The organism is Methanomassiliicoccaceae archaeon DOK, assembly GCA_009911715.1.
Lineage (GTDB): Archaea > Thermoplasmatota > Thermoplasmata > Methanomassiliicoccales > Methanomethylophilaceae > Methanoprimaticola.
Window position 1 is genome coordinate 92,995 of record CP047880.1, and the last position, 16,987, is coordinate 109,981.

19 protein-coding genes and 3 tRNA genes are annotated in these 16,987 nt (G+C 62.1%); 13 read left to right on the forward strand and 9 right to left on the reverse strand.

Annotation, left to right across the window (positions count from 1 at the left end; translation table 11 throughout):
* Nucleotides 1–206 precede the first annotated feature (206 nt).
* Nucleotides 207–833 (forward strand): acylpyruvase, encoded by a 627-nt coding sequence (locus tag JS82_00480; GenBank protein QHK16703.1) that lies wholly within the window; start codon nt 207–209, stop codon nt 831–833.
* A gap of 30 nt (nt 834–863) precedes the next feature.
* On the opposite strand, the gene JS82_00485 is transcribed toward JS82_00480, so the two are convergent.
* Together JS82_00485 and JS82_00490 are read right to left on the reverse strand one after the other, a co-directional pair.
* Complete coding sequence (locus JS82_00485) at nt 864–3,608, reverse strand: DEAD/DEAH box helicase (GenBank protein ID QHK16704.1); 2,745 nt, start codon at nt 3,606–3,608, stop codon at nt 864–866.
* A 42-nt stretch (nt 3,609–3,650) separates the two neighbouring features.
* Entirely contained in the window at nt 3,651–4,871 is a 1,221-nt protein-coding gene (locus tag JS82_00490; GenBank protein ID QHK16705.1) for a 4Fe-4S dicluster domain-containing protein, read from the reverse strand.
* A 168-nt stretch (nt 4,872–5,039) separates the two neighbouring features.
* On the opposite strand from JS82_00490, the gene JS82_00495 reads away from it, so the two are divergent.
* A complete protein-coding gene (locus tag JS82_00495; GenBank protein ID QHK16706.1) occupies nt 5,040–6,992 on the forward strand; it encodes a hypothetical protein in 1,953 nt (650 codons plus the stop codon).
* A gap of 26 nt (nt 6,993–7,018) precedes the next feature.
* Nucleotides 7,019–8,032 carry a hypothetical protein gene (locus tag JS82_00500; protein QHK16707.1) on the forward strand — a complete coding sequence of 338 codons (1,014 nt, stop codon included), beginning with the start codon at nt 7,019–7,021 and terminating at the stop codon, nt 8,030–8,032.
* Nucleotides 8,033–8,059: 27 nt separating this feature from the next.
* Here the strand turns inward: JS82_00500 and JS82_00505 are convergent.
* The 3 genes from JS82_00505 to JS82_00515 all read right to left on the reverse strand — a co-directional run bounded on the left by JS82_00505 (nt 8,060) and on the right by JS82_00515 (nt 8,703).
* Nucleotides 8,060–8,133: transfer RNA gene (locus JS82_00505), tRNA-Ile, on the reverse strand.
* Between the two features lie 55 nt (nt 8,134–8,188).
* A tRNA-Asn gene (locus tag JS82_00510) sits at nt 8,189–8,264 on the reverse strand.
* 94 nt (nt 8,265–8,358) lie between these two features.
* Entirely contained in the window at nt 8,359–8,703 is a 345-nt protein-coding gene (locus JS82_00515; protein QHK16708.1) for a hypothetical protein, read from the reverse strand.
* Between the two features lie 151 nt (nt 8,704–8,854).
* Here JS82_00515 and larA point away from each other — a divergent pair, with 151 nt between their 5' ends.
* Genes larA through folP form a run of 3 tightly spaced genes read left to right on the forward strand, consistent with a single transcriptional unit; the run spans nt 8,855 to nt 12,032 of the window.
* On the forward strand, nt 8,855–10,096 hold the full coding sequence (larA, locus tag JS82_00520; GenBank protein ID QHK16709.1) for a nickel-dependent lactate racemase: 1,242 nt from the start codon (nt 8,855–8,857) through the stop codon (nt 10,094–10,096).
* The gene (locus JS82_00525) at nt 10,093–11,193 is read left to right on the forward strand and encodes a 4Fe-4S dicluster domain-containing protein (protein QHK16710.1); all 1,101 of its coding nucleotides are present in this window, start codon (nt 10,093–10,095) and stop codon (nt 11,191–11,193) included. Before larA ends, JS82_00525 begins: the two co-directional genes overlap by 4 nt.
* A 56-nt stretch (nt 11,194–11,249) precedes the next feature.
* Nucleotides 11,250–12,032, forward strand: a complete 783-nt coding sequence (gene folP / locus JS82_00530) for a dihydropteroate synthase (protein QHK18336.1) — start codon at nt 11,250–11,252, stop codon at nt 12,030–12,032.
* On the opposite strand, the gene JS82_00535 is transcribed toward folP, so the two are convergent.
* Nucleotides 12,001–12,207, reverse strand: coding sequence for a DUF2116 family Zn-ribbon domain-containing protein (locus tag JS82_00535; protein ID QHK16711.1), 207 nt, complete (start codon nt 12,205–12,207; stop codon nt 12,001–12,003). The genes folP and JS82_00535 overlap by 32 nt on opposite strands.
* A 101-nt stretch (nt 12,208–12,308) precedes the next feature.
* Here JS82_00535 and JS82_00540 point away from each other — a divergent pair, with 101 nt between their 5' ends.
* Together JS82_00540 and JS82_00545 are read left to right on the forward strand one after the other, a co-directional pair.
* Nucleotides 12,309–12,554, forward strand: a complete 246-nt coding sequence (locus JS82_00540; protein QHK16712.1) for a hypothetical protein — start codon at nt 12,309–12,311, stop codon at nt 12,552–12,554.
* Between the two features lie 5 nt (nt 12,555–12,559).
* Nucleotides 12,560–12,907 (forward strand): hypothetical protein, encoded by a 348-nt coding sequence (locus JS82_00545; GenBank protein QHK16713.1) that lies wholly within the window; start codon nt 12,560–12,562, stop codon nt 12,905–12,907.
* A 1-nt stretch (nt 12,908) separates the two neighbouring features.
* Here the strand turns inward: JS82_00545 and JS82_00550 are convergent, their stop codons facing one another.
* Complete coding sequence (locus JS82_00550) at nt 12,909–13,436, reverse strand: SIS domain-containing protein (GenBank protein QHK18337.1); 528 nt, start codon at nt 13,434–13,436, stop codon at nt 12,909–12,911.
* A 13-nt stretch (nt 13,437–13,449) separates the two neighbouring features.
* Entirely contained in the window at nt 13,450–14,496 is a 1,047-nt protein-coding gene (locus JS82_00555; GenBank protein QHK16714.1) for a TIM barrel protein, read from the reverse strand.
* A 272-nt stretch (nt 14,497–14,768) separates the two neighbouring features.
* Between JS82_00555 and JS82_00560 the strand changes: the two genes are divergently transcribed.
* The 5 genes from JS82_00560 (at nt 14,769) to JS82_00580 (ending at nt 16,317) form a co-directional block, all read left to right on the forward strand.
* Complete coding sequence (locus JS82_00560) at nt 14,769–15,128, forward strand: 50S ribosomal protein L18e (protein QHK16715.1); 360 nt, start codon at nt 14,769–14,771, stop codon at nt 15,126–15,128.
* A 5-nt stretch (nt 15,129–15,133) separates the two neighbouring features.
* Complete coding sequence (gene rplM, locus JS82_00565) at nt 15,134–15,559, forward strand: 50S ribosomal protein L13 (GenBank protein ID QHK16716.1); 426 nt, start codon at nt 15,134–15,136, stop codon at nt 15,557–15,559.
* Between the two features lie 4 nt (nt 15,560–15,563).
* Nucleotides 15,564–15,965, forward strand: a complete 402-nt coding sequence (locus JS82_00570) for a 30S ribosomal protein S9 (protein ID QHK16717.1) — start codon at nt 15,564–15,566, stop codon at nt 15,963–15,965.
* 9 nt (nt 15,966–15,974) lie between these two features.
* Entirely contained in the window at nt 15,975–16,166 is a 192-nt protein-coding gene (locus JS82_00575) for a DNA-directed RNA polymerase subunit N (GenBank protein ID QHK16718.1), read from the forward strand.
* 78 nt (nt 16,167–16,244) lie between these two features.
* A tRNA-Pro gene (locus tag JS82_00580) sits at nt 16,245–16,317 on the forward strand.
* A gap of 267 nt (nt 16,318–16,584) precedes the next feature.
* Here JS82_00580 and JS82_00585 read toward each other — a convergent pair.
* Nucleotides 16,585–16,950, reverse strand: a complete 366-nt coding sequence (locus JS82_00585) for a hypothetical protein (GenBank protein ID QHK16719.1) — start codon at nt 16,948–16,950, stop codon at nt 16,585–16,587.
* Nucleotides 16,951–16,987: the final 37 nt, after the last annotated feature.

A 16,987-nucleotide genomic window follows, 5' to 3' on the forward strand; every position in this document is an offset into this window, starting at 1 on the left:
CCGCTAATGATGGCTGAAACATTGACCGGCAGCCCCATTCAGCATCCCGTCCTTGCACTCATACTCATACTCATACTCATACTCATACTCATACTCATACTCATACTCATACTCATACTCATACTCATACTCTTCCAGTCGGACCTCTTGTCGTCGAGCCGTCCCTCGTCGACAGATGTAAATCATCCAGTGTCTAATCGCAGGTCATGGCGCCTGGAAAAATCGTCTGCATCGGCTGGAACTATCGCTCCCATGTGAAGGAGCTCGAGTCAGAGCTCCCCAAGGTGCCGACGGTGTTCCTCAAACCGTCAAGTTGTCTCATCGGTGACGGCGATGACATCGTCATTCCCGCAGGGGTCACCAACGTCCAGCACGAGGTGGAGCTCGCGGTGGTCTTCGACCGGAGGTGCAAGGACGCCACCGAGGATGACGCTCTCGACTACGTGTCCCATGTCGCCGTCTTCAACGACGTATCCGCCAGGGACATGCAGACCGAGGCCCGCAGGTCAGGGAACACATGGGACCTCAGCAAGGGGATGGACACATTCGGGCCCATGTCCGATCCGGTTCCCCTGGACGCGGTCGCCGACATACAGGACCTCGAGCTGACCCTGACCGTCAACGGTGAGGTCAGGCAGTACGGGAACACGCGCGACATGATCTTCCCCGTCGCCAGGCTGATCGCCTATGTGACCAGGTTCATGACGATGGAGCCGGGAGACATCCTGATAACGGGTACCCCCGAGGGGGTGTCGGAGATCCGTCCGGGGGACACGGTCCGTGCCGAGATAGCCGGTGTGGGAACCGTCACCAACAGGGTCGTCGGATTCTGACGGCAAACGTCCGGGTCGTCGAGGCATCGTTCAGTCCCAGAACCTCTTGTTCTTGGCGTAGAGGATCTCCGCGTTCATGATGTCGCGGTAGAAGTCGTCCTCGTCCACGTGCATGCTGCGCAGGATCCTCGAGGCGGCGTCCGGGCCTATGCCCCTTCCTGCCAATGCGATCACGGCGCGCTTCCCGTGCTCGTTGACCAGATTGGCGTTCCTGGAGAGGCGCAGGCGGTCCTTCTTCTCCTGGGCGGACATTTCCGTAAGCTTCACGAGGCGTATGTTCTCCCTCTCGTAGCCCTTCAGGACCGCGATCATCACGCCGCCGCACTGCGGGCACTTGAACCTCTTCGGCGCATCGCCGACCCTGAACCTCCACTGGGACCCGCAGTTCATGCACGATGCGAACATGACCTCGTCCTCCAGCCTCTTCTTCAGGGCCATCAGGATCGAGTGGTCGGCGCGGACAGGCTGCATCAGCTCCTTGGACCTGACGATGCCCTCGAGGCCGATCGCGGAGATCCCTCCCAGCTCCACCTTGATGTCGCCGTCGGCGATCATCTTCACGACCCTCTCTGTGTTGGGGATGTCCAGGTCCTCCCACAGGACCTTGTTGACGGCCTCCTTGTAGGCGGGGGTCCCCTGGTGCATCTCGAAGAGCCTGCCGAAGTTCATGAAGCGGTGGTCCGCGTTCTTCTCGATGATCCCGAACTTCTTCGCGACGAAGACGAACCTCCACCTGAGGAACGACGAGTTCAGTATCGTGAGCCTGGAGAGCGCCTCGACGGTGCCGGGTTTCACGGACATGACGGTCTGCATTATGTCGTCGCGCTTCATGTTGCGGGGCAGCTCCAGGATCATCCTGTATGGGTCGGCTGTCATCCCCACGCTCTCTCCGAGACGGGCGGTCAGAAGCGCGGCGTAGATCTTGCCCAGCGTCTCGTTGACCCTGCTGCCGAAGCACCCGTTCACGATGACCAGCCTGTCCCCGACCTCGACGGTGACCAGCTTGTCCGTGGGCATTCTGAACCTCTCGTCCTGGTCGGCGAAGTACTTCTCCAGGACCCTCCTGCACCCCTCGTCCCCGGGGTAGTCCTCCAGGTTCCTGAGGCGGCGCATCCTGCCCACCTCCATGGCGACCTCGAACGGGACGGGGATGTCGGATCCCACCCAGTTGGGGACCGACCCCACTTCGCGGGCCTCCTCCACGAGGATCTCGTCCTCGCGCATCTCCACGATCCTCCATGTCCTGCCCTTGGCGATGAACATGGCGTACTCTTCCGCGAAGGACGCCACGAAGCTCTCGTCCAGGGTGCCGATGACTGCACGGGTGCCGATGTCCCTGATCATGTACGAGCGCTCGTCGGGGATCATCGAAATGTTCTCGTAGAAGTAGTTCATCCCCTTGCGGGACCTGCGGAAGGCGTCGCCGTCGTCGAACAGCATCTTGATGGACTTGAGCTGCTCGAGGACGTCCTCGATGTCCTGCCTGGTGATGTCTCTGAACGGGTACGCGCCGGAGAACACCTTGTACGCGGTCTCCCTGTCCACGCCGCCCGACATCGTCATGGCGATGAGCTGGTTGGCGACGACGGAGAGCGGACACGGCCTACCCTCCCAGAACTCCAGCTCCTTGGAGTCGCACCTCCTGGCGATGACCAGGGCCTCGGCGACCTCGTCCGGGGCGGTCGCGATGATCTTCGCCCGTATGTGCTCGCCGATCCTGTGTCCGGCGCGTCCAGCCCTCTGGATCATGCGCGACACCTGCCTGGGCGAGTTGTACTGGATGACCATGTCGGTGGAACCGACGTCTATGCCCAGCTCCAGGGAGGATGTGCATATGAGGGCCCTGATCTCGCCCCTCTTGAAGCGGTCCTCCATGTCCATGCGGTTCTCCTTGGACAGCGAACCGTGGTGCACATCGATGGATATCGACTCGTCCCAGAGATGGTAGCGGGCGGCGAGCCATTCGGCGGTCTCCCTGGTGTTGACGAAGAACAGCGTCGACCTCCCGGACTCGACGATCTCCCTCGCCCTCTTCATCACGGCCAGGATGTCCGGGTCGCTCTGCAGCTTGTCCAGCAGGACGGGGTCCTCGTCCGGGGCGGGGCTCTCGACGTCGATGTCGAAGTCGCGGTGGGTGTCGTGCTTGCGCACGGTGACGTCGCGCCTGGGTCCCACGAGGAACCTCGCGACGCTGTCCACGTTCCCCACGGTGGCGGAGAGTCCGATCCTCTGGTACTCCCCCGCGATGAGGCTGAGCCTCTCCAGGGCGACGCTGAGCTGAGCGCCCCTCTCGGTGTTGGACAGCTCGTGGATCTCATCGACGACGACCCACTGCACGCCCTTCAGGTGCTGGAGAAGGCGCTTCCCAGTGAACATGACCTGCAGGGTCTCGGGGGTGGTGATCAGGATCTCCGGAGGGTTCTGCGACTGGTGGTTCCTCTCCGCCTGGGACGTGTCCCCGTGCCTGACCCCCACGGTGATGTGGAGGGCGTTTCCATACTCCTCCATCCTGCGGAGCATGTCCCTGTTCAGGGCGCGGAGGGGGGTGATGTAGAGGCATCTGAACCCGGACCTGCTGCCCTTCGTGCGGAAGATGGTGTCGAATATCGGCAGCATCGCGGCCTCGGTCTTGCCGATCCCGGTGGGCGCCACCAGGAGGATGTTCCCACCCTTCAGTATCCTGGGGATGACGTCCGCCTGCGGCGGCGTGGGGTCGGTGATGCCCCTCTTGGCGAGTGCCTGCACGAGCTCGGGGCTCAGTTCGGGAAAAGGCATGGAAAAATGGTAAGGTGCCGGGGCGGACCCCGGCGGTTAGAATCACTCGGAAGCGGGCTCTTCCTTCTTGGGTGCGGTGACCTCGAGGAGAACCTGGGACAGGTCCATCACCTTGATCTTGGACCCGATCTTCTTGGCTCCCTGGGTCAGGTTGAGCACGCAGAAGGGGCAGCAGGTGATCAGGATCTCGGCACCGGTGGCCTCGGCGTCCCTGATCCTCTCGGCCGCGACGTTGGTGGCGAAGTCGTTGAACTGGGACTTGTAGCCTCCTCCGGCTCCGCAGCACCTGGAGTTCTCCCTGGACCTCTCCATCTCGACGAACTCGACTCCCTTGATCTTCTTGATGACGTTCCTGGGAGCGTCGAAGACTCCGGAGTGCCTTCCGAGGTGGCAGGGGTCGTGGTAGGTGACCTTGTGCTTGAACTCGTTGTTGAGGGGCAGCTTCCTGTCGTTGATCAGCTGCTCGACGTACTGGGAGAAGTGGTAGACGTTCTGTCCGACCTTGGCGTAGTACTTGCCGAAGTCGGTGGAGACGGTCTTGTAGCATCCGGAGCAGGTCATGACCATGTCCTTTCCTCCGATTCCGTCGGCCTTCTCGACGACGGTCTCGGCGCAGCCCAGGGACTCGGTCTTGGTACCGGTCCTCAGCAGGGGCGAGGAGCAGCACCACTCCTTCTCTCCGAGGCAGTTCATCTTGACGCCGGCCCTGGAGAGCACGATGACTCCGGCCTGGGCGATGTTCTGCATCCTGTAGGATCCGGTGCATCCGGCGAAGAAGATGACGTCGGCGGGGACGTGCCTCTCGACCTCCGCGGGCCACCAGGCGTCCCTCTTGGAGGGGGGCTCGCCGTAGGGGTTGTGGCACTCGGCGACCTTGGCGGCCATTCCCTTGTGGGCGGAGAGGGGTCCGGCGCCGTTCTCGACGATCCAGGCCCTCATGTCCTCCCAGAAGTCCACCAGGTGGATCTGGGCGTGGCACACGACCTCGCAGTTCCCGCAGCCGGTGCACTTGTACATGGCGTCGACGAACTCGGGGCTCAGGCTGACCTCTCTTCCCAGCAGGCCGTCCAGCGCTCCGGTTCCGGCCTTGTCGAGCTGGTTGACGTAGTAGATCTTTCCTCTGGGGGTGACGGACTCCCAGGGGGTCTGGTTGTGCGCCTCGCAGACGTCGATGCAGTATCCGCACTGCAGGCATGCGGTCAGCACCTTCTGCACGCGGGGGAGTTTGATGAACTCGGGTTTCTTGATGTTGATCTCTACCATGTTGCCGATCCTCCGGACATGTACGGCGGCCTTCCGACGGGTCGCCCGTTTCTGCTTCATCCAAAGTCACGGGATATTTAACCATTATAGGAGGGTGCTCTTGCCCGGCGCCCGGGGGCCCCTTGGAAAATGAGATTGAATGAGATAACGTCCATCAGCGGATGACACATGATATACGTCCGTGGCACCATCCAGCAGACCGGAGGGATCGGCTTGGACATAACGCGCAGGGTCTTCGGAGGGAGGGCTGTGACGGTGTACTCATTGGGCGTCGATCGCGCCCCGACGGTGTACGTCAGCATGTACGAGGAGGCGGGCGCCGCCGTGGTCTCCCGCTGCACGGAGCTCGGATGCCCGGCGTTCAATCTCGTCTCGGTCTCCGGCCTGGACTGGAACAGGGATCTCTCGCCCTGGCCGGCCGACCCGGTCATGAACGGCGGGGAGGGGTTCTCCGGCGGCGCCGATGATTACATGGGGTTCCTCGTCGGGGACGTGGTCCCCTACGCGGAAGGCATCCTGGGCGGAGGCGACAGAGTCATCGCGGGCTACTCGATGGGCGGGCTTTTCGCCGTGTACGCGCCATTTGTCACCGATGCCTTCTCCGCCTGCGTGTCCGCATCCGGGTCGCTCTGGTACCCCGGTTTCGCCGAGTTCGCGGAGTCGCATCCGTTCAGGTCGAGGCCGAGGTCGGTGTACCTGTCCGTGGGGAGCAGGGAGCACCGCACGCCGAACCCAGTCATGCGCACGGTCAACGACTGCACGTCCCGCATCCTCGACCGCTGCGTGTCCGAGGGCATTGAGGCGGTGTTCGAGACCAATCCCGGCAATCACTTCAGGGACGGGGACCTGAGGCTCGCCAGGGGCATAGCATGGACGCTCTCCAGGCGAGGGCCCCATTATGTAGAGGCACGCCGATGCGGGACCATGAGTGCCCCTAGGCTTTACGAGGACTGGACCGGCAACATCGTCAACGGAGCCGACATCAGAAGTCTCGACCCGGGGGCGGTCAGGGCCGCAAGGGCGGCGTTCTGCGAGAGGTTCCCCGACCGCGCCGAGGAGAGCGCGCAGTGGGACGACGTCACGTTCCTGTCGAGGGCAGGGGTCTTCAAGAGGGGCAAGGTCACCGTCGCGGCGCTGATTCTGCTCGGGAAGCCGGGCGAGCGCATGATTCCGTCGTCTGTCTGCATCAGGTGGAGGCTCCTGGATCCGGACGGTTCCGTCATCGACTCCAGGACGTTCGAGGGTCCGGCCGTGCTCACGTCCACCCACGCGGTGTCCATGATCAGGAACTGGTCGTGCAGGGTCGGACCGGAGGGTTCCGAGTCCGTCGTGAGCGCCTACCGCACCGCGACGCTCCTGGAGGCTGTCAGGAACGCCGTCGTGCACCAGGACTACGGTCTCGGGGGCACGGTGGAGATCGTCGAGCGGGAGAACGAGTCCGTCACCGTGATCAGCATGGGCTCTTTCCCCGACCGCAGCCCGGAGTCCTTCGTCACCGGTCCGCCTCCGGGTGCGCCTCGCAGGAACGCCTTCCTGTACAACGCCATGGCCGGTCTGGGGATCATCCCGGCCGCCGGCAGCGGCATCAGGTCCATGTACCTCTCCCAGGCGCATCGCCGCTTCCCGATGCCGGACTTCGACATCCTCGGGGAGAGGGTCGCCGTGAGGCTCTCGGGTCTGAGGGGAGGGTCATACGCGAGGGTCATGGACCTGCGCGGGGATCTGGACCTGAAGTCCGTCATGGACCTTGACCGCGTGGCTAAGAACCGCTATGTGCCAGACAGGCGTCTCAAGGCGCTCGTGAGGAGGGGGCTGGTGGAGATGATCGGCGACCTGCCGTGCATAGCCTCCGGAGCCGGCCAGGAGGTAGCATCGGCGTACACGTCCGGAACCGACCAGGACGCTGTGATGGGGCTCATCCGTTCGAAGGGCTACGTCACACGTTCGGACGTGGCGGAGGTCCTGGCGTCCAGGGACGGGAAGGGGCTCACCGAGGAGCAGCTCAGGGTGAAGGCCACGAACCTCCTCCAGACCATGAGGAAGGCGGGGATGGTCCGCAAGGCGGACGGAAGCACAAGGTCCGCGAGGTACATAGCCTCGGACCCCTCTCGCAGTGATTAAAAGGGTCCAGGTCGGTTACGGCATCCATGAACACCAAGGACGAGATCGTGGATGTTTTCGATGACCAGCCCGGAGACGGCTGCCCACCTCCCGCCGTGTTCACGCAGACCGGGACTGCCGGACAGATGATGGCGTGCGGCGCGTACTGGCCGGACGCCAACTTCGACGCCAGGGGAATGGAGGCCCTGGCACTCCAGTTCTCAAGGCAGTTCGGTTTCGCCACAGCCAGGGTCCCGTACTGCCTCACCGTGGAGGCCGAGAGGCTGGGGGCGACCGTGTCCCCCGGCAGGGACAACTCCCAGCCGAGCGTCGTCGACTCGCCCTTCAGGACAGGGGACATGGTGCCGGGGCCTGTGCCCGACGACCTGATCACGCCGGACGAGTTCGTCTCGGGAGGCCGCTGCGCCATGGTGGCCGAGGTCGCTGGCAGGATCATGAGGGATCACGAGGACCTGTTCGTCACCGCTGGCATGCAGGACCCCTCATGCGTTGCCGGCCAGATCCTCGGGGCGGAGAACATGATGATGGGATACATGCTGGATCCCGACGCCGTGAGGGCATGGGTTGACGCGATGGTTCCCTACACCTGCGCCTACGGGAAGCTTCTGTCGGAGAACGCTGACAACGTCACGGTCATCGCGGCGGCGAACACAGACCTCTACTCCCCGGAGATGTACGCCGACCTCACCGAGTCCCAGCTCAGGAGGACGCTGTCGTCCATCTCATGCTTCAGCACGATTCATTCATGCGGTCGTTCGTTCGATTTCATCGACAGCCTGGTCACCCTGGGGGCCGACGGCCTCAGTCTGGAAGCTTCCCACGAGACGGACAAGTACATGGAGCGGGTGGCGGGCCGCTGCAAGATGTTCGGGACGGTGAATCCTGTGCAGACACTGCTTATGGGGACTCCTGAGGACGTCGTCGCAGAGGCCAGAAGGTCCGCGGTCGCCGGTTTCGACATCATCACGCCGGAGTGCGGGGTTCCGCCGATGACCCCGGACGCGAATCTGCTTGCACTGTCGCAGTATCGCGAGCGCTGATGAACGGGAAGTGCGGAGAAGGGTGAGTGGGCCCTGCCGGATTTGAACCGACGGCCATCTGGTTATGAGCCAGACGCTCTACCTAGCTAAGCTAAGAGCCCGTTGAGGCACCTCTATAGGGGTGACCGATAAAAATGTATCGAAGGTTAGAAGGGATGGCGCCGCCGCACGGATTTGAACCGAGGACCTTGTGATTAACAGTCACACGCTCTACCTACTGAGCTACAGCGGCTTGTTGTAAGAGTGCGAATGAAGGACCTGTATAAAAAACTTAGCATGACAGGGATGAAGGTGCGGGGGTCCGTCCCCCGCGATTGTGGGTGGTATCAGGACTTGGAGCGCTTCTTGGACTTCTTCTCCGACTTCTCGGACGCGGTCCCCTCCTCGAAGTCCAGGTTCCCGTAGTAGATCTCGCGGCACTCGGACATGCGCTTCCCGATGGCCTTGCCCTTGGGTGTGAGCTCGTAGATCTTCATCAGGCGCCTGCCCGCCTCGAGGTGCATGGTCATGAGGCCCATGTCGACGAGCTGGTCGGCCGTTTTGATCACGGTCTTGTAGTTCTTGGCGATCCTGAGCATGTCGGTGGCCATGATCTTCTCGTTCTCGTACACAAGCGCCAGGATGTCGACAGCGTAACGGCTGGACAGGGGCGACTGGTAATCCGTCATCATGTTTCTAAGTAGCACTTGATGCTATATAGGCGTAAGGGGTGGAACTTCCACCATCGATGCGGCTGTGCGACATACTTACACGCGCGTGTAGGGAAGGCACGCGCGAGCGCACGAATTTATATTTCAGTCGGTTATGCGTCCCACGGTCCACATGATCGTTGATGTGAAGTACGGCAAGGACGGGATCCAGAAGGTTGAGATCCCCGACCAGAACTATATCGGCACGTTCTACCCCAAGGACGTCGAGTGCGGTGACCCGGACGAGGTCATCGGCGAGTCCATCGACAACCCCATCGGCTACGAGTCGATGGAGGATTTCCTGAAAGGAGGGGAGGACGTGGTGTTCATCGTCAACGACGGAACCCGCCCCACACCCACCGCGAAGGTCCTGGACGCTCTCTCCAAGAGGATGGACCTCAGGTCCGCCAGGTACCTCATCGCCACCGGGACCCACAGGGACATGACCCCCGAGGAGTACGACTTCGTCTTCGGGTCGCACTACGAGGAGCTCAAGGACCGCATCATCTGCCACGACGCCAAGAACTCCGAGTGCGTCTACCTCGGGGCGTCGAAGAACGGCACCCCGATGGAGGTCAACAAGGTGGCCGTCGACGCGGACAGGCTCATCATCATCACGTCCGTCGAGCCCCACTACTTCGCAGGGTACACCGGTGGGAGGAAGTCCTTCCTGCCCGGTGTGGCATCCTACAGGACCATCGAGGCCAACCACAAGCTCGCCATGAGCATGGAGGCCCAGTCCCTGGCCCTCAAGGGGAACCCTGTCCACGAGGACATGATGGACGCACTGGAGGTCGTGAAGGACAAGGCGATCTTCTCCATCCAGATGGTCCTCGACAGGCATCAGAACATCTACAAGGTGGCCTCCGGAGCCCTCAACCCCGCCTTCGAGAAGGCAGTCGGATGGGCGAACGAGGTATTCTCCGTGCCCATCCCCGAGAAGGCGGATGTCGTCATATCCGTGGCGCCGTACCCCATGGACGTCGACCTCTACCAGTCGCAGAAGGCTCTGGACAACGGGAAGTGGGCCCTCAAGGAGGGCGGGAAGATCATCATGGTCTCCAAGTGCAGGGAGGGGATCGGCCACGCCACGTTCCTCACCCAGCTGTCGAGCTCCAAGGACCCCAAGCAGGTCCTGGAGAACCTCAGGGCCGAGTACAAGCTCGGATACCACAAGGCCGCCAAGATGGCGGAGATCGCGACCTGGGCCTCGATCTGGGCGGTCACCGACCTGGACCCGGAGCTCCTCAGGAATGCGAACATCACCCCGTTCCCGACCGTCGCCGACGCGATGGCTGAGGCGTTCAGGGAGAACCCCGACGCCAGGGTGATGGTGCTCATGGACGGTAGCGTCACAATACCGAGGTTGGAATGAACATGTCGGAATTCAAGGTAGACAAACTCGAGGAGGTTAGGAAGGCGGTCAACTGCTGCACAATGTGCGGCTTCTGCAAGAGCGTCTGCCCCTCCTTCAAATCGATCGGATGGGACTCGGCCCTCTCCAGGGGACGCATCGTGCTGACCTACGGTCTCCTCACCGGAGACCTCCAGCCGGACGAGTCCCTCGTCAGGAACATGTACACCTGCACCACCTGCGCGGACTGCGTCCGCAGGTGCCCCTCCAAGGTGGAGATCGTAGACATCATCGAGATGTGTCGCGCCGACCTCGTCAAGGCCGGATGCATCCTGCCCAAGCACAAGGCGATGTGCGAGAACATCCTCGCCGACGGCAACCCGTTCGGAGAGAAGCAGTCCAGGGAGGAGGCCCTCGGCAAGAAGCCGCACGCGGCGAAGGTCGGGTACTTCGCCGGATGCACCGCCACCTACAGGTCCACGGAGACCGCAAGGGCCACGATGTCCATCCTGGACAAGCTCGGCGTCGACTACACCACCCTGGACGAGACCTGCTGCGGCTCCGTCATGCAGAGGGTAGGATGGCCCCAGGAGGACGTCACGAAGCTGATGCAGAAGAACGTCGAGGCCATCAAGGCGATGGGCGTCGAGACGCTCGTGCTCTCCTGCGCCGGATGCTACAGAATGTTCAAGATCGAGTACCCCAAGTACGTCGACGTCCCCTTCGAGGTCCTCCACATCACCGAGTACCTCGCGAGGATGGACCTCAAGCTGAAGCCCATGTCCGGCGTCGTGACGTACCACGACCCCTGCCACCTGGGCAGGCACTGCGGCGTGTACGAGCCTCCGAGAGAGGTCATCGCCAAGATCCCGGGGATCGAATTCAAGGAGATGGACTTCAACAGGAAGACCAGCCACTGCTGCGGAGGCGGCGGAGGCGTGAGGTCCGCCTACCCCGAGGAGTCCATGGACATCGCATCCACCAGGCTGGACGAGGCCTCGTTCGCGGACGTCATCATCACCACCTGCCCCTTCTGCGTCAACAACCTCGACGCCGCCAAGGGGGACAGGAAGATCCAGGTGAGGGACCTCGTCGAGATCATCGACGAGCTCCTCTGAAACCCATTGAAATGACATTCCTTCCGAGGAGGTCCCCCTCCGGGGGCCCCCTCATCATGGGGATACTCAACGTAACCCCAGACTCATTCTCCGACGGCGGCATGTGGACGGATGTCGACGTCGCCGTCTCGCATGCGCTGGACATGGTCGACCAGGGCGCATCCATAATCGACGTTGGGGCGGAGTCCACCCGTCCCGGCTCCAGCCCAGTGGGCGCGGACGAGGAGATGCGCAGGCTGAGGCCCGTCCTGGAGGCGCTGCTTCCGGTCGTCGACGTGCCGGTTTCCGTGGACACGATGAAGACCGAGGTGGCCGAGATGTGCGTCGCCATGGGTGCGGACATCGTCAACGACGTCAACGGGCTCCGTGCCCCCGGCATGGCGGAGTTGTGTGCATCTGCGGGTGTCTGCGCGATAATCATGCACATGCCCGTGCCCGAGGACATGGGCGCGGTCCACTCCTCAGAGATGGGCGACGGCTTCGCCGAGGACATCCGCGGTGAGCTCAGGTCCCTGACGGAATCGGCCGTGGAGCGTGGGATGGACCGCGACATGATAGTCCTCGATCCCGGGATAGGCTTCGGGAAGACCCCGGAGCAGAACATGTGGCTCCTCTCGCACAGCTCATACTTCTCAGACGGCCTGCCGGTGCTGTCCGCGTCGTCCCGCAAGAGGTTCCTCTCCGTGATGTATCCGGGAATGGACAGGGACGAGGCCTCGGCGAGGGCCGCGCTGGTCGCGGCGGAGTCAGGCGCCGACATCGTGAGGGTCCACAACGTCGCGGCAACCGCGGAGATGCTGAGGGGACTCAATAGGCGATCAGGCCGGCAACGACGATGACGATGATGGCCACTCCGGCGCTTGCGTAGAACATGAGATCCCTGCGCCTCTCCTTCGCGACGCGTTCGGCCTCTCCTCTCCTGCACTCATCGTCACAGTACTCTTCGCCGAACGGGGTGGGGTCCCCACAGAACTTGCAGTGCGAGTGTTCCGGCAATCTGATGCCTGCTGCCATGCCGTCCTCATTAACCTCGCTAGTTATTAAAGCGTAGCTAGTCTGCTTTTATCCCGACGGAACATCATGACTGTGCCGCACACGTGCGGCGGGTGGATGAGATGGTAAGATTCACATTGTCGTGCAGGGGCCGCGGTTCCAACATGAGGATGGAGTTCTCCGGGGACGACGCGGTATGGGAGATAGACGAGGCGGTCAGGGAGACGTTGGGATGCGACGGGTTCATCCTCCGCAACGGGTACAGCCTTCTCGACCCGGGATTGAACGTCGGAGACTCGATATCCGAAGGCGACACCGTCGAGGTGATCCCGGACCCCGAAGCGTATTTCACGGAGATGTCGCTCTGATGCGTATGAGCGGTCTCAGAGCGGGAGCGGATATAGTGATGACGCCTGTCGCGGTGGAGGGGATTGTATCCGCCGCGGAGGACGGGCTGAGGTCCCTGTGGATCCTGGGGGAGAGGGTCGACGACGACTCTGGCACATACTACAAAGTAACAGGAGCGGGCGATGCCAGGATAGGCTTGGCGGCGGTACCCGAAGATGGTGGTACGGAGCCCGACGACGGGATCCTGTCCATATTCTCGGAGTCGTTCTCCGATGGGGTCCTGATGGTGGTGGACCCGTATGCAGGCGAGTTCGCGCTCTACGTCTCGGAGGACGGGGAACTCAGGCACGCGTCCGCCGTGATGTCGGAATGATTCAGACCCAGATTGCGTGCCTGTTCCTCATGTCCTCCTCGCTGTTGCCGGTGCGGCGCATGAGTTCGCTGACGACGCAGTCGAAGAAGAGGAGTGTTGCATCCTCGAAAATGGTTCCGAGGGGGGCTACCCTGCGGACCTCATCTCCTTGAGGGACGTCCAGGACGACGGACACGTCCGAGACGCTGGTGAGCGGGCTTCCCGGGGTTCCGGTCACGCAGATTATGCGGGAGCCTATCCTCTTGGCGATCTGGGCGGTCTGGACCACAGACGACGTCCTTCCCGTGTAGGAGATCAGGACGGTGAGGTCCTCCTTCCCGATGATCGGGGTGGTCATCTCGCCGACGAAGTGGACATCTAGCCCCAGCTGGACCAGACGGACGGCGAACAGCTGTCCGACCAGTCCGGACCTTCCGGAGCCGTATATGAACACCTTGCGGCTTTTCTGGATGCCGTCTATGAGGTCGTCGCGACAGGAAGTGCTGACGGACCCCACGGCGGAACGGCAGCTGACGAGGATCTGCTCCAGCGTCGTGTTCAACTCACTCACCGGTGGCGGCCGCGGCGCTGGCCTCGGCCTTCCTCTTCTCCTTGAGGTCCTTGGCGACCTTCTTGCTCAGGACCCTCTCGTGGATGACCCTCATGTAGACGGCGTCGTGCTCCAAGAGCGGGGACGTGGAGATGACGGTGCAGTTGGGCTTCATCTCGATCAGAGCCTCCGCGAAGGGCTCGAACTTGAGGTCCCCTTTCTTGATCGGGGTGAGCCTCCTCTCGTTGCCGTCGAGGTAGTCCACGCCGGCGAACGCGGTGTGGATCCTGCCGTCGCTCATGGGCTCGACCATCTCCAGGACGTTCAGGAAGTCGTCCATCTCGATGAGGGAGCCGTTGGTGCGGGAGTGCAGATGGGAGAAGTTGATGACGGGTGTGAGGCCGTCGATCTGCTCGCAGATGTCCAGGACCTGGTCCAGGGATCCGAAGACATCCTGCTGCCCGGTGATCTCGATGCCGAGCCTGGGCTTGAGGCCGTTGCCGTGCCACCAGTCCATGAGGTCGGCCACGTTGCCGTAGATGTGGTCCTCGATGTCCTCGGGGTCGCGCTTGCCGTCGTACAGGCCGAGGCTGGTCACGACGATGTCGCCGTCGAGGGCGTTCATGATGAGGCCGGCGTACCTGATGCTGTTCATGCACTCCATGCAGAGCTCGTCGTCCGATCCCAGGTCCATGTAGTACGGGGTGTGGATGGACATGTTCACGTCCAGCCTCTTGGCCATCTCCCCGATGGGGTACAGGTCCCCGAACGTGGACGCCACTCCGGACGGCATGTACACGAGGTCGTCGTCCTCCTCGATGGGCTCGTCGGGGTCGCAGACGGACTCCCCGTCCCTGAGGATCTCGATCACGAAGTCCTCCTCGATGTCCTTGATGGTCATCCCGACCTCCTCGTCCTCAGGGGGCCTGGTGTAGGCGCCGGCGCGGACGAGCTGGATCTCCAGCGCTCCGAGGCTGAGGTTGTGGACGTCTTCGATGCCGTCCTCGAGGGTACGACCTTTGCATGACAGAGGGATTCCTGCGGGACCGAACCTTATCATATAAATCAAGCCGAGGAAACGCACCCACCTATTAAATCATAGTGGGGGCGCGCACACGTGCGCAAGGCCTCCGCGGACCCTGCCCGGGAGGCGCATCGGACAGATCTGGCACATGTCACGTCAGGGGCAGCACGGACGTCCCGCGGGGGTGCGGGGCGCGCTCTCACGCCCTTCTTTGTATAAAGGGAGGGCTTAGCATACCTTTATAAACGAGTCCCGTATAGCGAGCCCTTACCCAAACCGTTTACCGAAATGTCGGGAGAGTCAGAAATATGAAGAGCTGCAAGACAAATCCCCAGCTCATCGCCACCATCGACACGCTGAAGGCGAAGACTAGGGAGACAGAAGCTGCCATCTGGCGAGACATCGCGCTTAGGCTCGAGAAACCCAAGAGGAACTGGGCCGAAGCGAATCTCAGCAAACTGGAGAGGTACGCACAGGACGGGGAGACCATCGTCGTCCCCGGGAAAGTCCTCGCCGCAGGCAACATCAGCAAGAAGATCACAGTCGCCGCGTACGACTTCTCGGACGCTGCCGCCAAGGCCATCGTCGCCGCAGGCGGAAAGACGCTCACACTCGAGGAGCTGGCTGAGTCCAACCCCAAGGGAACCGGCGTCAGGATCATGAGGTGATTTGGATGGTTACTGTTATCGACGGAAGGAACCTGATCCACGGAAGGCTGGCCAGCGTGGTCGCCGAGAGGATCATGGATGGAGAGGAGATCGTTGTCCTCAACGCCGAGGCCATCGTCATCACCGGTGTCAAGGAGCAGGTCTTCGCCGACTTCAAGGCGAAGGTCGACCGCGGAGACACCACCAAGAGGAAGGGACCCTTCTACCCCCGCAGGGCGGACCTCCTGTTCAAGAGGTGCGTCAGGGGAATGATCCCTTGGACCACCACCTCCGGAAGGGACGCCTACAGGAGACTCCACGTCTTCGTCGGCACCCCCAAGCAGTTCCAGGACTGCGAGAAGGAGAGGCCCGAGGAGGCCTGCAGGAAGATCACCGGCAAATACACGACCCTGGGAGCCGTATCCAAATTCCTGGGTTCCAACGTGAGATGATCCCATGGTTGAGTGCGTGAACACAAGCGGAAAGAGGAAGACCGCCATCGCCAGAGCCACCGTCAAAGAGGGCTCCGGAAGGGTGACCATCAACAAGGTCCCCATCGAGGTCTTCACACCCGAGCTGGCTAGGCTCAAGATCGAGGAGCCTCTGGGACTCGTTCCCGAGAAGGCCGAGAAGGTCGACATCGCCGTCACCGTCAACGGCGGAGGCGTCATGGGACAGGCTGCTGCCGCCAGGACCGCCATCGCCAGGGGACTCGTGGAGTTCTACAAGGACGAGGAGCTCGAGGCCATCTTCAGGGCCTACGACAGGACCCTCATCATCAACGATGACAGGCGCAAGCTCCCCAAGAACCCGCTCGGACCCGGTGCCCGTGCCAAGAAGCAGAAGTCCTACCGTTGAGGTGCTGGTATGATAATTCCTGTGAGATGCTTCACTTGCGGAAGGGTCGTCGGTTCGGCGTATCCCGAGTATGTGAAACGCGTGAGCATGGGCGAGGATCCTAAAGCGGTTCTCGACGACCTCGGATTCGAGAGGTACTGCTGCCGCAGGATGATCGTTTCCCACGCCGACCTCATCGGAGAGATTGCTCCGCTCGGATGAAACTCCAGCTGGGGCGGGACCATGGTCCCTGTCCCAGCGTCAACTTTTTATCTGAAAACCTGTTCCCCCGTTTCACACGGGCCCGTGGGGTAGCTTGGTATCCTTCGTGCTTGGGGTGCACGTAACTCCAGTTCAAATCTGGGCGGGCCCACTTCTCACCCCTCTGTCTTCGAACGCTTTCCCCGCCGTCTCTTTATAAACATCCGGCCGTCGGACCGGATGGAAAGTTAACTCCGGCACGGACATTTCCCTTCAGGGGTGGCCAGACGTCGGATTTTTTCAAGAATGGGCGGTAATGGTCGACAGCGGGAATCCCGCCGTCGGCGAGTTTGTGCCGGCGGTCCTCAGACCGTCGGCGGAGGGATCGGATCTGTCAGCCCTCGGCCTGTGCGGTCGGTCGAACGGGGCCTGGGCACGCTCATGCCCTTCCCTCCCTCAAAAGGTAGATGCCCCATGCCATGTCCGCCTGCTCGTTCTCCGTCATCCCGTCATCGAACATATCTGGGTACTTCCCGCGCATCCTCCCTATCATGGCGCGGTCCTCCGCTGTGACCTCCGGTTCAGGTCCATGGTCCTTCCGGTCCCTGTATTCGAGCCGCAGGATCTCCAGGCACTGGCGGTCCGACACATCCTTTCCGAACATCTGCGGGAACCTGTGGCGAGCCATCTCCACCGCACGACGTTCCTCCTCGGTCAGCGGGACGTCGTACAGGTCGTAGTAGTCCCTGGCGAATTTGCTGGCCTCCTCGAAGTCCAGCTTGCCTTTGATGATGAGTCCGCTCATGATCCCGCCTCCCCGGACATTCCTGCGACGTAAAGCG

Coding starts and splice junctions, on each gene's coding strand:
- JS82_00480 (QHK16703.1), top strand. CDS start 207: ATGGCGCCTGGAAAAATCGTCTGCATCGGCTGGAACTATCGCTCCCAT.
- JS82_00485 (QHK16704.1), bottom strand. CDS start 3,608: ATGCCTTTTCCCGAACTGAGCCCCGAGCTCGTGCAGGCACTCGCCAAG.
- JS82_00490 (QHK16705.1), bottom strand. CDS start 4,871: ATGGTAGAGATCAACATCAAGAAACCCGAGTTCATCAAACTCCCCCGC.
- JS82_00495 (QHK16706.1), top strand. CDS start 5,040: ATGATATACGTCCGTGGCACCATCCAGCAGACCGGAGGGATCGGCTTG.
- JS82_00500 (QHK16707.1), top strand. CDS start 7,019: ATGAACACCAAGGACGAGATCGTGGATGTTTTCGATGACCAGCCCGGA.
- JS82_00515 (QHK16708.1), bottom strand. CDS start 8,703: ATGATGACGGATTACCAGTCGCCCCTGTCCAGCCGTTACGCTGTCGAC.
- larA (QHK16709.1), top strand. CDS start 8,855: ATGATCGTTGATGTGAAGTACGGCAAGGACGGGATCCAGAAGGTTGAG.
- JS82_00525 (QHK16710.1), top strand. CDS start 10,093: ATGAACATGTCGGAATTCAAGGTAGACAAACTCGAGGAGGTTAGGAAG.
- folP (QHK18336.1), top strand. CDS start 11,250: ATGGGGATACTCAACGTAACCCCAGACTCATTCTCCGACGGCGGCATG.
- JS82_00535 (QHK16711.1), bottom strand. CDS start 12,207: ATGGCAGCAGGCATCAGATTGCCGGAACACTCGCACTGCAAGTTCTGT.
- JS82_00540 (QHK16712.1), top strand. CDS start 12,309: ATGGTAAGATTCACATTGTCGTGCAGGGGCCGCGGTTCCAACATGAGG.
- JS82_00545 (QHK16713.1), top strand. CDS start 12,560: ATGAGCGGTCTCAGAGCGGGAGCGGATATAGTGATGACGCCTGTCGCG.
- JS82_00555 (QHK16714.1), bottom strand. CDS start 14,496: ATGATAAGGTTCGGTCCCGCAGGAATCCCTCTGTCATGCAAAGGTCGT.
- JS82_00560 (QHK16715.1), top strand. CDS start 14,769: ATGAAGAGCTGCAAGACAAATCCCCAGCTCATCGCCACCATCGACACG.
- rplM (QHK16716.1), top strand. CDS start 15,134: ATGGTTACTGTTATCGACGGAAGGAACCTGATCCACGGAAGGCTGGCC.
- JS82_00570 (QHK16717.1), top strand. CDS start 15,564: ATGGTTGAGTGCGTGAACACAAGCGGAAAGAGGAAGACCGCCATCGCC.
- JS82_00575 (QHK16718.1), top strand. CDS start 15,975: ATGATAATTCCTGTGAGATGCTTCACTTGCGGAAGGGTCGTCGGTTCG.
- JS82_00585 (QHK16719.1), bottom strand. CDS start 16,950: ATGAGCGGACTCATCATCAAAGGCAAGCTGGACTTCGAGGAGGCCAGC.